Source organism: Halosolutus sp. DAT137 (genome assembly GCF_059736405.1).
The window spans coordinates 380,675-394,252 of sequence record NZ_JCAQID010000001.1; the positions used below are offsets into that span (position 1 = coordinate 380,675).

The 13,578-nt window shown below is 63.8% G+C and carries 12 protein-coding genes; 6 read left to right on the forward strand and 6 right to left on the reverse strand.

Annotated features, from left to right (window positions below):
* Positions 1–65 precede the first annotated feature (65 nt).
* Positions 66–401 (forward strand): 30S ribosomal protein S10, encoded by a 336-nt coding sequence (locus AC6I6L_RS01925; protein WP_497916026.1) that lies wholly within the window; start codon positions 66–68, stop codon positions 399–401.
* 73 nt (positions 402–474) lie between these two features.
* Positions 475–1,749, forward strand: coding sequence for an amidohydrolase (locus AC6I6L_RS01930; protein WP_497916027.1), 1,275 nt, complete (start codon positions 475–477; stop codon positions 1,747–1,749).
* A gap of 41 nt (positions 1,750–1,790) precedes the next feature.
* Here the strand turns inward: AC6I6L_RS01930 and AC6I6L_RS01935 are convergent, their stop codons facing one another.
* Both AC6I6L_RS01935 and AC6I6L_RS01940 read right to left on the reverse strand, forming a co-directional pair.
* Complete coding sequence (locus AC6I6L_RS01935; RefSeq protein WP_497916028.1) at positions 1,791–2,678, reverse strand: DUF4397 domain-containing protein; 888 nt, start codon at positions 2,676–2,678, stop codon at positions 1,791–1,793.
* 255 nt (positions 2,679–2,933) lie between these two features.
* A complete protein-coding gene (locus AC6I6L_RS01940) occupies positions 2,934–4,337 on the reverse strand; it encodes a geranylgeranyl reductase family protein (protein ID WP_497916029.1) in 1,404 nt (467 codons plus the stop codon).
* A 177-nt stretch (positions 4,338–4,514) separates the two neighbouring features.
* Between AC6I6L_RS01940 and AC6I6L_RS01945 the strand changes: the two genes are divergently transcribed.
* Complete coding sequence (locus tag AC6I6L_RS01945; RefSeq protein WP_497916030.1) at positions 4,515–4,847, forward strand: 2Fe-2S iron-sulfur cluster-binding protein; 333 nt, start codon at positions 4,515–4,517, stop codon at positions 4,845–4,847.
* A 151-nt stretch (positions 4,848–4,998) separates the two neighbouring features.
* Here AC6I6L_RS01945 and AC6I6L_RS01950 read toward each other — a convergent pair whose 3' ends face one another.
* Positions 4,999–5,754, reverse strand: a complete 756-nt coding sequence (locus tag AC6I6L_RS01950) for a DUF7345 domain-containing protein (protein ID WP_497916031.1) — start codon at positions 5,752–5,754, stop codon at positions 4,999–5,001.
* Positions 5,754–7,838, reverse strand: coding sequence for a DUF7096 domain-containing protein (locus tag AC6I6L_RS01955; protein WP_497916032.1), 2,085 nt, complete (start codon positions 7,836–7,838; stop codon positions 5,754–5,756). The genes AC6I6L_RS01950 and AC6I6L_RS01955 overlap by 1 nt, the downstream gene beginning before the upstream one ends.
* 302 nt (positions 7,839–8,140) lie before the next feature.
* Between AC6I6L_RS01955 and AC6I6L_RS01960 the strand changes: the two genes are divergently transcribed.
* Positions 8,141–9,271, forward strand: a complete 1,131-nt coding sequence (locus AC6I6L_RS01960; RefSeq protein ID WP_497916033.1) for a DUF7345 domain-containing protein — start codon at positions 8,141–8,143, stop codon at positions 9,269–9,271.
* 156 nt (positions 9,272–9,427) lie between these two features.
* Positions 9,428–10,300, forward strand: a complete 873-nt coding sequence (locus AC6I6L_RS01965; RefSeq protein ID WP_497916034.1) for an SAM hydrolase/SAM-dependent halogenase family protein — start codon at positions 9,428–9,430, stop codon at positions 10,298–10,300.
* A gap of 71 nt (positions 10,301–10,371) precedes the next feature.
* Here the strand turns inward: AC6I6L_RS01965 and AC6I6L_RS01970 are convergent, their stop codons facing one another.
* Both AC6I6L_RS01970 and thsA read right to left on the reverse strand, forming a co-directional pair.
* A complete protein-coding gene (locus AC6I6L_RS01970; RefSeq protein ID WP_497916035.1) occupies positions 10,372–10,752 on the reverse strand; it encodes a HalOD1 output domain-containing protein in 381 nt (126 codons plus the stop codon).
* 109 nt (positions 10,753–10,861) lie between these two features.
* The gene (thsA, locus tag AC6I6L_RS01975; RefSeq protein ID WP_497916829.1) at positions 10,862–12,406 is read right to left on the reverse strand and encodes a thermosome subunit alpha; all 1,545 of its coding nucleotides are present in this window, start codon (positions 12,404–12,406) and stop codon (positions 10,862–10,864) included.
* Positions 12,407–12,746: 340 nt separating this feature from the next.
* Here thsA and AC6I6L_RS01980 point away from each other — a divergent pair, with 340 nt between their 5' ends.
* A complete protein-coding gene (locus AC6I6L_RS01980) occupies positions 12,747–13,568 on the forward strand; it encodes an amidohydrolase family protein (RefSeq protein ID WP_497916036.1) in 822 nt (273 codons plus the stop codon).
* The last annotated feature ends 10 nt before the right edge of the window (positions 13,569–13,578 follow it).

The following is a 13,578-nucleotide window of genomic DNA, read 5'->3' on the forward strand; positions in this document are numbered from 1 at the left end:
CCCGATCGAGGCGAATCTCAGCAGGTTTTTACGCGCTGGCCGTAGACGAATGGACAACACCAGCCATGACTTTCGTCACCCGTCTTACGCTCCAGAGCGGCGATAGAGCCGCGCTCGATGCGATCGTCGACGACATCAAATCGACCGCCGAACGGAAAGGTGCCGCGTTAAAGGGGCCGCACTCTCACCCGCCGGAGACACTCTCGGTACCCCAGCACGCGCGACTCCACGGCGACGACGAGCGTCGGTTCTCCTCGTGGGAGTACACCGTCTTCACGCGGGAACTCGAGATTCACGGGCACGACAACCTCGCCCGGAACGTCGCTGAGCAGAACTTCCCCGACTCGGTCCACATCGAAGCCGAAGTCGAGCAGATCCGCGGCGTCGGTCGCGGGAACTGAACTACCCTCTCCACTGCGCATCGGTCGAACAGCCAGTCGTCACGTCTTTGCTCTCGCTCGCCTATGGGTAGTTATGACCGAGAACGATCTCGTTTCGCTGCGCCGTGATCTCCACCGAAAACCCGAACCGGCCTGGTGTGAGTTCTACACCACCGCGCGGATCGTCGCAGAACTCGAGTCTCGCCTCGATCTGGACGAACTCCACGTCGGCCCGGACGCGATCGCGGCCGACCACCGAATGGGCGTCCCCGAAGACGCCGACCTGGCCGCCTGGCTCGATCGCGCACGGGAGGCGGGTGCGGACGAAGATCTTCTCACTTCCCTCGAGGGCGGCTACACGGGTGCCGTCGCGGTGCTCGAACGCGGCGAGGGGCCGACCGTCGGCCTTCGGGTCGACATCGACGCCCTGCCGCGCGAGGAGAGCGACGACCCGGACCACGTCCCTGCCGCCGAAGGTTTCCGCTCCGAACACGAGGGAGCGATGCACGCCTGCGGTCACGACGCCCACGCGACGATCGGGATCGGCGTCCTCGAACGGATCGCGGACAGTGACTTTTCCGGGACGCTGAAGGTGTTCTTCCAGCCCGCAGAGGAGGTCATCGGCGGCGGCAAATCCATGGCTAAAAGCGAGCACATCGCGGACGTCGATTACCTGTTAGCCCTCCACGTTGGCCTCGACCACCCCACGGGCGAGGTCGTCGCCGGAATCGACGGCTTCCTCGCGGTCCGCCATCTCGACGTGACGTTCACCGGCGAGTCGGCCCACGCGGGCGGCCACCCCGAACAGGGCCGCAACGCCGTCCAGGCGATGGCGACCGCCGTCCAGAATCTCTACGGCATCCCTCGCCACAATGACGGCGCGACCAGAGTCAACGCGGGCGTCGTCGAAGGCGGCAGCGCGCCGAACGTCATCCCCGAAGACGCCCTGATCCGGGCCGAAGTCCGAGGTGAGACGACCGATCTGATGGAGTACATGCACGACAGGGCCGAACGGGTTCTCCGGAGCGCCGCCGAGATGCACGACTGCGAACTCGAGATCGAGATCGGAGCCGAGGCCCCGAGCGCCCGGAGCGACGGGGAACTTGTCTCGATCGTCGCCGACGTTGCGGGATCGGTCACGGGCGTCGACTCCGTCCTCGAACGCGATCGGCTCGGCGGCAGCGAGGACGCGACCTTCCTGATTCGGGAAGTCCAGCAAAACGGCGGGCTGGCCTGCTACGTCGGCGTCGGAACCGACCACCCCGGCGGCCACCACACCGCGACGTTCGACGTCGACGAGGCCACGATCGATCACGGCATCGATACGCTCGCGGGAGCGATCGAACGGATCAGTCGCGATCGACCGTAAAACGAATTTTTGGACCGTCCGCCGATCGGACTGGTCGGTGGTTAGTAGTCGCCGTCGTCTTCGTCATCTCCGTCGTGCTCGTCGTGGTCGCCGCCCTCGGCGTCGACTACGACTTCGAGGTCGAACGGCTCGTCCGCGGGTGCGGCTCCGGGTTCGAGGTAGCCGACCGCGAACGCCGAGTAAACGGTGCCCGCTTCCGGACTCACGTCGAACGTCGCAACGACGTCGCCGTCGTTGTTCTCGGTTGCGGGTCGCACTTCGAGGGTGTAGTCGTCGGGTGCGACTTCGACCGCTGCGGCGTCGCCGAATGCGGCGTCTTCGACGAGGACGACCTCGCCGTCGCCGGCCGTCACGTCGACCGCGGGGGCGTCCGGGGAGGCGTGGACGAGTCGGACGCGAGCGTCTTCACCCGGATCGCTCAGGTCGTCTTCGAACACCGCCGGCTCGAAGGGCTGATTCTCCTCGGCGAGTTCGCCGATCGCCGCGACGGTGTAGTCGCCGTCGCCGATTTCGAGTTCCTCGTCGAAGACGACGGTATCGGGGTCGCCGGCCGCCGTGATCATCACCTCGTACGCGCCGGGTTCGAGTTCGAGGTACTCGCTGACGTTCCGGTAGGGGACATCCTCGAGTACCGGATCGCCGCCGACGTAGACGTCGACGTTCGGCGCATCCGGCGAGAGGTGGGCGACGCGGACCCCCGCAGCGTCGTCCATCTCCTCATCGTGTTCGTCATCGTCCATCTCTTCGTCCATCCCGTCGTCATCCATCTCGTCGCCGTTCCCGTCGTCGCTGCCGTTTCCGTCGTCGCCGCCGTTATCGCCGTTCATCTCGTCGCCGTCGTCGTCACCGCCGAGACAGCCCGCGAGCGCGATCGCACCGGTTCCACCCACAATCGTTAACACACGCCGCCTGGTCTGGTCTTGAGACATCGGATGTTAGTTCGGTGTCACGACGGATTACGAGATATCCTAACAGCGTAGGGAGTTATTTTTGTCTGAGGATCGATTCACGAATGTTTATAATTTGGTAGCACGAAACGGCTCCCTCCCGTATCCAACGACGACGCGCCGACCGTCTCTCCGAAATCACTCAGTCGAAACGAGTACTGTACGCGTCGGTGACTCTGGTGGCGAGGATGCGTGTCCGACACACCGCGGCGCTCCTGCGGTGCAACCGTTCGTCGCTCAGTATTTGGGGTCGGCGCCGGTCGTTTCGTAGACGGATTCCATCAGTTCGTCGCGGCGGTTCTGCCAGCTCGCGAGCGCACCGGGGTGGGAGGGGTAGTTCTCGTAGTGGTCGAGGAGGTCGTCGGCGCAGCGTTTCGTCTGGTAGAGGTTCCAGATGGTGCCCCAGTGGCCGCGGCTCTTGAGCAGGGCCTCGAGTTTGAGCTTCAGTCCAATGTCGGTACTGCCCGAATAGAGCGCCTCAGCGAGTTTGTCCCCGGGCATCGCGGCGAGCAGCCCCATCAGGTCGTCGACGTCGACGGCCGTCGAGAGGATGTTGTAGACGTCGAGTGCGGCGTAGCGCGCGCCGAAGTGGTCCATCACGCGCTCGTTGTACTGCCAGAGCGTGGCCTCGCCGTAGTCGCCCGTCTCGAGGGCCTCGATCGCCTGCTCGGCCGCGTAGGTGGCGGCGTAGGCTGCGCCGGCGATCCCGCCTCCCGTGGTGGGGTTGACGTGACCTGCGGCGTCGCCGATCGCCATGTAGCCGGGGTGGACCGCCGAGTCGTAGGGGCGGCGCGTCGGGAGGGCGGCACCGAGTTTGTCCTCCACCTCGGCACCGGCGAACTCGGGTCGATTTCGCAGGTCCCGTTTGAGGTCGTCGACGAGTTGCATCGGCTCCTCGGTCATCTGGAAGCCGAGTCCGGCGTTGATCTCCGTCTCGGTGCGGGGGAAGTACCAGAGGTAGCCCGCTGCCCGTTCGGTCGGCTTGAACACTAGCGCGTCCGACCACTCGACAGGGTCTTCCACGTGGACGATCTCGCGGTAGGCCGAACAGAAGTGGGTGTAGTTGACGTTCGTATCGAACGTGGATTCGGAGAAGTCGACGTTGTCCTGAAGAACCGAGAGCGAACCGGCTGCGTCGATGACGATCTCGGCTTCGTACGTGTGAGGCGTGCCCTTCCGCACCGCTTCGACGCCGGTCACTCGGCCGTCGTCGGCCTGCGTAACGTTCTGGACGACGGTGTCGTAGTGGAACTCGGCTCCGGCATCATTTGCTCCCTCGATGATCAGTTTTCCGTACTTCCAGCGATCGATGACCGCCAGTTCGCCGGGAACCGGAATTTCGAGGACGGTGTCTTCCTGTGGGATCTCGAAGCGCCCGTGATCGACGCCCGTGTTGGTGAAGGCGGGTTCGAGCTGTGACTTTGGAATCGCCTCGGGGAACGCGTCGGCACCCTTCAGCGCGTCACCACAGGCGATGTGGCCCGCCTCGTCCTCGGTCTTTCGCTCGAGGACGATGACGTCGTACCCCTCGCGTGCGATCGCCGCTGCGGCGTAACATCCTGCAGTCCCGGCCCCGACCACGACGGCGTCGGGCGAGTGCCGTTCGGGCGTCGCGGTGGCGGACTGCTCCTGCGTACTCATATCAGCAGTGTGCACACCGAGGTAAGAAAACGTTTTATGTGCGGCCCGTCCTCGCCGCTGGGCCCTCCGACAGACGCGAAAGGTGGTCGAACTGCACGGCGGGGTGGCTATTACGTCGAACCAAAGCCAACAGAAATCTAATAAAGAGTTTTGGTGGGGTCCTTCGTAGCCGCCTGTATGACCGAGTACACGATCGAATTCGTCGGGACGGGGGAGACGATCACCTGTACGGACAAGCAGACGATTCTCGCCCGCTGTCTCGAGGAGGGCATCGCCCAGGAGTACTCCTGTCGGGTCGGGATGTGTCTGGCCTGTTCTGCTGAAATCCTCGAAGGCGAGGTCGTCCAGCCGGCCGCCCGAGGACTGACCGAGGAGGAAGCCGAAAAGTACGCCCTCACCTGTATGGCCCGGCCGCAGTCGGACCTGAAACTCGATCGCGGCACGTACCCGCCGAGCATCGAAGGCGACGTCGAGACCGGCGTGAGCGACGTGGCCCCGGCGGACGACTGAGCCGCGCGAACGCCGCTCGCTCTCTACAGAGAGACAGCAAGAGAGCCTCGGGGTCGTTCGGAAGACTGTGTCTTCCGTGATGACGGGAATCTTCGATTCTCGAACCACTCGACCCCGAGGTACTTCACAGTAAGTGTTGGTCGGGAGGCGGTCACGCGCGAAGTCGGTTTCGCTCGGCGTATCCGATCGCTGCGAGCACCCCGATCACGAGAAACGGTGCCAGCGGAAATGGAACCGAATCCGATTCGGAGCCACCCGTCCCGTCGACTGCCCCCTCGTCTTCAGTAAACGTCGCACTGAAGCCCGTCAGATCGGTACTCGCTTCCCAGTTCACCGTCCCGTTCGTTCGCGTCGCGGGGTCGTGAGTCGTCTCAACCATCGTGTAGCCGTCCGGGACAGTCACCAGGAACGATCGATCGGGCTGAAACCCGCTGGCGAACGGCTCGCTCACGATCAGCTGGTCGCCGTCGGTCGCTCCGAGAGCCGTCCACTGTGCGGACAGTCGGATAACGCCGACATCGTCGCCCGGTCGAACGTCTGCCTCGACGGACGAGATCGCCATCTCACGATCGCTCTCCGCTGCGGTCCGGCCGGCGATTTTCGAGAGTCGATCGTCGAACCGGGCCGTTAGTTCCGAGGGATCCTCCCGCAGCTGCTCGAAGGCCCCCCGATCGCCGTCCTCGGCGAGGTCGTAGCGGATCACCAGCGAAACCGTCGCATCGCCGTTCGGTTCGAGATCGACAACGAACGCGGATTCGGTCGGTACGTCGTCCGATTGTGTAGTGGTCACCAACGGCGCGTTCGTCGTCGCTGCCGTCCCTGCGACACCGATCGCAGTGGCACCGATCGTAACGGCGACGAGCGCAGCGACGACGACTGCGGTACGGTGCACTCCGCTGCCGACCATTATTCGCTGTCCTCCGAGTCATCGTCGTCCGCGTCGTCATCCTCCTCGTCGTCGTTTTCGTCCGTTCCATCGCCATCCGCGTCGTCGCTGTCGTCTCCGTCGCTGTCTTCGCCATCGTCATCCTCCGTTTCAGCGTCTGACTGTTCGCGTTCGTCCTCGAAGTCGAACTCCAGTTCACCCTCGGCGTCGTCGCGCTCGACTTCGATTTCGCTCTCGTCCGCCTCTGCCAGCGTTATCGACAGCTGTCCGTGACGATCGGTCGTTCCCGCCCGTTCGTCGTCGACTGTCACCGTCGCACCCTCAACCGGTGTGCCGCGTCGTGTTACTTCGATCGTCACGGTCGCACCCGGTGCGGGCTCTCCGGAGACGACGCGAACGGAGAGCTCCTCGTCCTCAACGTCATCTTCGTCATCGGCATCGTCGTCATCCCCAGCCTCATTGTCACCCTCGGAATCGTCGTCATCCCCAGCCTCATCGTCACGCTCGGAATCGTCGTCATCCCCAGCCTCATCGTCACCCTCGGAATCGTCCTCCTCTCGTTCGTCGAAATCGATATCCTCTATCTCCATCGCACCGTTCTCATCGATTTCGAATTCCAGTTCGATCGCGAACTGGCCCTTGATCACCGTTACCTCCAACTCGTCGGTCGCGGTCGTGCGGAAGGTCACGATTCCGTCGTCGCCCGTCGTTCCGACCCGATCGTCGTCCGCGTAGACGGAAGCGTCGGCAACGCCGGCCCCGTCGTAGGACACCGTCACCGTCACGACGTCGTCGTCGACCGACCCCGACACGTCGAGTCGATCACGAATCTCTCGGGCGTCTCGTTCGTCGGGGTCTTCGCTCCGGAGCTGGAGCTCCAGTTCGCCCTCGCGATCGCCGGATTCGGCTTCGATATCCACCTCGTCGTCGTCGGGGAGCGCGACGGTGAGCTGGCCGTTCTCGTCAGTCGTTCCAACGCGCTGGTCGTCGAATTCGACGACTGCACCCGACACCGCCTCACCGGCGGCCGTGACGTGCAACGTAACCGTCGCACCCGGTGTCGTGTCGCCGTCGACGATCGAGATCGACAGCGGCGTTTCGTCGTCATCGTCATCCTCCTCGCGCGGTTCTCGTTCCTCTTCGAGTTCGAACACCTCGCCGGTCTCGCCGTCGACACTCACCTCGGCCTCGCCGGTGTGCGTCGGACCGTGGAAGCTGAACTCGAACTCGTAGTAGCCGTCATCGTCGTCGCGATCGACCGATCGAAGCGTCCACTCGCCGTCGCGGTCCGACGCTAACGCCGCCTGTGCGGTCCGGAGTGCGTCGGCCTGGGTGACGACGAACGTTCCGTTGCCCGGTTGGTCCTGCTCGAACCCGCGCGTTCGTTCACCATCGTCGCTTTCGACTTCGATCGAGACGCCGTCAGCAGTATCGATGCTGAACGTGCCCTCGCTCGTTCCGGTGTACTGTCCGAGCAGTGCCGCCGCGCTCGATCCGGTCATCGATCGCAACTGGCTTCGGTTGTCGGCGTTCGACGATCGATCGTAGCCGACCGCCTGTAGTTCGAGCGTCGAGACGGTCTCCGCGCGCTGCTCGACGCGATCGAACGCGTTCGTGAGCGTCGTCGCCTTCCCGCTTAGAACCGCCATCCGCTGAGCGAACTGTTCCTCCGAGAGCGAGCCGTTATCGTACGCCGCACGTGCTGCGTTTCGTTCCTCGACGACCTCGCTAGTGCGCTCCCGAATCGTCTCCGCACGGTCTGCAAGGAGCAGGGCCCGCTCACGGTCGTTTGCTGACTCGAACGCGAGTTCGACGGCGGATTCCTCGACCGCACCGGTAACTTCGTCGTCAGTCACCTCGATAACGGTCGCCAACTGCTGGCCCGTGCTCGCTTGCGTACCGTTCGACTGATTCGACTGGTTCGATTGCGCGCTCGCCCGCACGTGATTCGACTCGCTATCAACAGAGTCGGTGTCAACGGAGTTCGACTGGGCGTGATCCACGCCCGTCTCCATCGGTGCTGTGCCCGCCAGTGCGGTGGCTGGCATCGACCCCACGATCAGGCTCAGTACCACCAACGCAGTGAGCAGTTGTCTCGCTCTCATCAACCCATTCGAATACCGGACACTCAATATACCTGTCAGACTGTGGCGGCGATTCCCGCCGATTTCGATTCGATTCCGGACCGTTCACGACTGTTCGAGACCGTTGCGCGCCGTTGCACATAAAAAAGCACTCGAAAACACGCCTCGCGACGATGGGCGTCTCGCCTCGCGAAAAGCAATCGCCTATGTCACACATTGAAGATCGAATCGTCGGTAGTCCCACTCCGAAATAGTCCAGCGGTGAAACACTACTGATCGAACCGAGCGATAGTCGTTTAACCCTGAACGACCAACCCGCGACAATGCGAGTGTGCGTCGCATGGGTTGGATTGGTGCTTTTTTTCTGTCTCACCGGCGTGATCGCAGCCGGCGCGGTCGCTACCGGCACGGTCGCAGACCAGGCTAGCGACCAGTCGTATCTCGCCCAGGAGCAACCGGAGCCGGATAATACGGTTACGCGAATCGACCTCACGGCGGACGGCGCGGCGGTGTGGACGATTCGATTCCGAACGCGCCTCGAAACGGACGACGAAATCACGGAGTACCAGCAGTTCCAGGAGTCGTTTGCCGAAAACGAGAGTCGGTATCTCGACCCGTTCGAAGAACGGATGACCGGCGTCGTCGACGCTGCAAACGCCACCCACGATCGCGAGATGCGTGCGACCGAGTTTACCGCCCGAACCAGCATTCAGGAGGTCCCACGGCGCTGGGGCATCGTCACGTTCCAGTTCCGCTGGGACGGAATCGCTGTCCTCGACGGCGATCGAGTGATCCTCGGCGATGTCTTCGATGGCGGATTCTATATCGGTGACGACGATGTCCTCGAAATCGCCAGTCCCGAGGGGTACGACATCGATGCGTCTGAGCCGACTCCGGACGAGATCAGTGACGGTGTCGTCCAGTGGAACGGCCGAGAGGATTTCCCGAACCACCGGCCGCGAGTCGTCGTCGAGCCAGTCGAGGGATCCGCCAGCGAAACCGAGACGACCGGAAGCGACACGGTCGATCGATCGACCGGGTCGATCGCCATCATCGTGGGGGTTCTCCTCGGGATCGGTCTTCTCGCCGGGGTCGTCGCGTACCGACGCGGGTGGGGTCCGGCCGGTACAACCGGGACCGACGGCCGGTCGAGCGCGGCCGAAAACAATTCGGATACGACGTCACCCGAAGCCACAGGGGACGGTGACTCGGACGACCATCGCTCGAACGGTCCCGCCACGGACTCGAGCTACGAGATCGTTACCAACGAAGACAAAGTGAAAGCAGTCCTCCGAGAACACGACGGTCAGCTGAAGCAGTCCGACATCGTCGATTCGCTCGAATGGTCGAAATCGAAGACTTCGAGAGTGCTCTCGGAGATGGCCCAAGAAGAAACGATAACGAAGTTCAGACTCGGGCGCGAGAACGTGATCCAGTTGGACGATACCGAGTGAGCCGCCGGGATCGCAGCACAACGGTCTGATACGAACCCTGAATTGACTGACTCCAATCATGAGGGGAAATCAACCGGCTGTAACCTGCGTCGATCGGGACTCTCGATACGCTTGCGAGACGCATTGATTTTCAGCGATCGGCTGCTATACCCTCGTATGATCACGCTCTCATCGGATTTCGGCTCGCCGTACCCGGCGGCGATGAAAGGCGTCCTCCTGGGGCGATCGGACGCGCGCCTCGTCGACGTCGCCCACGACCTCCCCAGACAGGACGTTCGTGCGGCCGCGTTCTGGCTTCGCGAGACGCTGCCGTATTTCCCGCCGGCGACGCACCTTGTCGTCGTCGACCCCGGCGTCGGCACCGATCGGGCGGCGATCGTCATTCGCGCAGGCGGCCACCTCCTCGTCGGACCCGACAACGGCGTGCTCCGCCCCGTCGCGAGACGACTCACCGGAAACGGGCGACTAGAGACGTATGTGATCGACGAGCGCCGCCTCGACCCCGTCGAACCGGCAGGCGCGACAGCGGCCGACATCAAGTTCACCGGCGAGAGGGCGAGCAACGGAAAAGCAACCGACTGCGACGGGCCAGCGAGCAACACGTTCCACGGCCGAGACGTCTTCGCCCCCGCAGCCGCCGCGGTCCACGAACTGCCAGGAACGGATCTGTCGAACCTCGAATTCCTGACGCAGACCGAGGCTGCGGTCGATCTCGAACTGCCGGCCGCAACCCTGGAAAGCGATCGCGCGACGGGCGAGGTGCTGGTCGTCGACGACTTCGGCAACGCGATCACGAACGTTCCCGGCGCGTACCTCGACGGACGCGACGCGATCGTCGCAAACGGCGATCGCGTCCCCGTTGGCGCGACGTTCGCCGCCGTCCCGCCGGGCGATCGACTCGCGACGGTCGGCAGCCACGGTTACGTGGAACTCGACGTTAATCACGGCCGCGGCGACGAGGCGTTCGGACTCGATCCCGGCGACGAGGTCGTCCTCGAACCGGCCGGTAGGGCGTCAAGCGGTCACTGACGGTCGTCGGTCGATCGCCGCTCACGCGTCGGTCGACGGTTTCGGCTGGTCCCGGATCGAGTGGTCGCGTCTCAGTCGATCGCCGTCCGACTGGGCGCTCGACAGCACCGTTCTGGTTCGATGATGATCTCACCGTTGGCGCGGACGGTTACGGCACAGTTCGAGAACGTAAACGTCAGCGAGCCGGTCCCGATCCGTGGCTCGTCGCCGCGCCAGTGGACGAAAATTCGATTGAGTGCGTCTGGGTCGACACACTCCGAGAGCGCGTCGAGATCGTCCGGTTCCACGCCGAGAACCGACGAGACGGCCATGAGCAACGCCGTGCTCACCGGCTCGTAATCGGCACCATCACACCAGGTGTGATAGGTCCCCTCGCGGTCATCGTAGTAGACCGTTGGTCCGATGGAGTCACCGACCGGTTTCAATCGATCCATCGAATTACTCTCGGACATGATAGTTCAAGATACCACATGTTAACACTTAACGATAGTGGCCGTCCGATCGTAAAACTACCAGCAGACGTGTCTGGACGCGAAAAATATCTGAATCGGCCGGGCGACGTTACTCGGCGGCGATGACGTCGTCGATGCGGACGATCATCGTCGCGGCCTCGGTCGCGCTCTCGACCGCTTCGCGTTTGACGTCCGCGGGGTCGACGACGCCGTACTCGAAGGGATCAGCGATCGTCACTTCCTCACCGTTGGTGATCAGCCCCGCGCGGCCCTCGGACTCGTGGGCGGCACGGAGGTCGACCAGCGCGTCGATCGGGTCCTGTCCAGTGTTGCCGGCGAGCGTGCGCGGAACGACGTCGAGTGCATCCGCGAAGGCGTTGACGGCCAGCTGTTTGCGTCCCTCGATCCCGGCGGCTTCGGCGCGGACGCGGTCTGCGATCGCGATCTCGGTTGCTCCGGCACCGGGAACGACCTCGCCGGATTCGAGTGCGGTTGCGACGACGTCGAGTGCGTCGTTGATCGCACGCTCGAGTTCGTCGACGACGTGTTCGGTGCCGCCGCGGACGAAGACCGTCACGGCTTCGGCGGCCGCGCCGCCTTCGACGAAGACGAGGTCGTCGTCGCCGTAGGTCTCCGCGCGGATGCGGTCGGCAGCGCCGAAGTCGGCTTCCTCGAGGTCGTCGAGGGCACCGACGCGGCGGGCTCCGGTGGCGGAGACGATCTTCTTGGCGTCGGAGCTTCCGACGTTCTCGAAGACGAGGATGCCCTCGTTCGCGAGGTACGTGCTGACGCGGTCGTCGACGTCGTCGGTCGTGAAGACGACGTCAGCGCCGCTTTCGGCGACGGTTTCGGCGTAACCCCGAACTTCGCTCTCCTCGGCGTCGATCGCGGTGTTGAGCTGATCGATCGAGTCGATGGCGTACTCGGCGTCGATCTCGCCGGTTCGGACGCCGAGTTCGACGTCGAGGACGGCGATCGAGGCGTCTTCGACTTCCGCGGGCATCGCGTCGTGAGCGGGCGACTCGTCGATGACGATGCCGGGGACGAGTTCGGTCGCGTTCGAGGACGCGCCGACCTGGGTGTGGACGGAGACGTTGTCCTGCTGGACGCCGTCGTCCGTCTCGACGTGGCGGACGGCCTCGACGACCGTCTCGGCGAGGGATTCGGCGGTCAGTCCGCCAGTTCCCTTGCCGGTCATGCTCGACTCAGCGACCTGTTTGAGGACCTCGTCGTCGACGTCGGCCTCGCTAACCTGGTCGTCGATCGCCTCGCGGGCGATCCGTGCCGCTTCGTGATAGCCCTCGACGATCGTCGTCGCGTGGACGTCCTGTTCGATGAGGTCCTCGGCTTCGGCAAGCAGGTTGCCGGCGACGACGGCGGCCGTCGTCGTTCCGTCACCGACTTCCTCCTCCTGGGAGTCGGCAACTTCGACGATCATCTGGGCCGCAGGGTGCTCGATATCCATCTCGTTGAGGATGGTTGCACCGTCGTTCGTGATGACGACTTCGCCGCTCGAATCGACGAGCATCTTGTCCATTCCCCGCGGACCGAGTGTCGTCCGTACGGCTTCGGCAACGGCTTTGCCGGCCATAATGTTGGACGACTGGGCGTCGCGGCCCTGCGTTCGTTGGCTATCCTCGCTCATGATGAACATAGGCTGTCCGCCCATGCGTCGCTGTTGTGCCATTGGTGTACTCACTAACAATGTCGTCAGCACTTCTATATAAAAGTTTCCCTACCGACACCGCTCCCTCTGGCGATTACGTGTGTGGGTTGTCGGCACACCTCATCGATTTCGTCGGGATCACCGACGCTCGGGCCAGCCTCGGTCCCGACCAAAACCGACACCCGGCAACGCATCCTCATCCGTCGCCGGCCCAACCAGCGCCCGGTACGATCGCGATTCGACCGGGAGCGAACTGACGGCCCGGCCACGAGACTCGTTCGCACGGATTCGATAGCACGATATGGGTCGACCGGCAATGAATTGCTGAATGCTGGAGCTGGAACACGGGTTTCGGATCGTCGACGTCTATACGCAGTTTCCCGCGACGAGAGCCGGCGACGACGCGCTCACGCCCGATCGACTGGAGCGAGAGATGCACCAGGCCGGAATCACGAAAGCCGTCGTTTTCCCGTCTGCGCGTGCGGAAACGAGCTACGTTGCGCCGAATAACGGCGTCGCCCGTCACAGCGTCGATCGCCCCTTCGTCGCCGCCGCCCGGATCAACGGCAGCCAGGGATCCGACGGGAGCGCGACGGGCCGCCTTCGAAACGCCGTCCGTCGGCGGAAAGACCACCACACGACGCCCGAAGACATCGAGAGGTACGCCTACGACGATCGGTTTCACGGGTTCGTCCTCGATCCCGCCGTCGACGGCTACCCCGACGAGGAGGTCCTCGCCGTCCTCGACGGGGTCGACATGCCGGTTCTCGTTCACGGCGGGACCGACGCCCCGCCTGCGGTGCTGGCGAACCGGCTGCTCGGTCACGATTTCCCCGTCATCGTCGCCCACTTCGGCGGCCACCCCCTCGATCGGTCGCTGATGAACGAGATGATCGACCTGTTAGACGAGTACGACGACTGCTACATCGAGACGAGTTTCGTCAGATACCGCAGAGAACTCGAACGCGCGCTGCTCGAACACCCCGATCGAGTCCTGTTCGGCAGCGGAACCCCCGCCTGTCACCCGGACGTCGCCGTCATGGAAATCCTCACGTTAGACATCTCCGAGGACAAACTCTGGCGGTGCTTCTCGAAGAACGCGTGTCGGGTAATCAAGGCGCTCAGGCCCGAGGCCGAGCGTCGTCGCTGATCCGTGCACG

Coding starts and splice junctions, on each gene's coding strand:
- AC6I6L_RS01955 (WP_497916032.1), bottom strand. CDS start 7,838: ATGAGAGCGAGACAACTGCTCACTGCGTTGGTGGTACTGAGCCTGATC.
- AC6I6L_RS01950 (WP_497916031.1), bottom strand. CDS start 5,754: ATGGTCGGCAGCGGAGTGCACCGTACCGCAGTCGTCGTCGCTGCGCTC.
- AC6I6L_RS01965 (WP_497916034.1), top strand. CDS start 9,428: ATGATCACGCTCTCATCGGATTTCGGCTCGCCGTACCCGGCGGCGATG.
- AC6I6L_RS01930 (WP_497916027.1), top strand. CDS start 475: ATGACCGAGAACGATCTCGTTTCGCTGCGCCGTGATCTCCACCGAAAA.
- AC6I6L_RS01980 (WP_497916036.1), top strand. CDS start 12,747: ATGCTGGAGCTGGAACACGGGTTTCGGATCGTCGACGTCTATACGCAG.
- AC6I6L_RS01970 (WP_497916035.1), bottom strand. CDS start 10,752: ATGTCCGAGAGTAATTCGATGGATCGATTGAAACCGGTCGGTGACTCC.
- AC6I6L_RS01925 (WP_497916026.1), top strand. CDS start 66: ATGACTTTCGTCACCCGTCTTACGCTCCAGAGCGGCGATAGAGCCGCG.
- AC6I6L_RS01945 (WP_497916030.1), top strand. CDS start 4,515: ATGACCGAGTACACGATCGAATTCGTCGGGACGGGGGAGACGATCACC.
- AC6I6L_RS01935 (WP_497916028.1), bottom strand. CDS start 2,678: ATGTCTCAAGACCAGACCAGGCGGCGTGTGTTAACGATTGTGGGTGGA.
- thsA (WP_497916829.1), bottom strand. CDS start 12,406: ATGTTCATCATGAGCGAGGATAGCCAACGAACGCAGGGCCGCGACGCC.
- AC6I6L_RS01940 (WP_497916029.1), bottom strand. CDS start 4,337: ATGAGTACGCAGGAGCAGTCCGCCACCGCGACGCCCGAACGGCACTCG.
- AC6I6L_RS01960 (WP_497916033.1), top strand. CDS start 8,141: ATGCGAGTGTGCGTCGCATGGGTTGGATTGGTGCTTTTTTTCTGTCTC.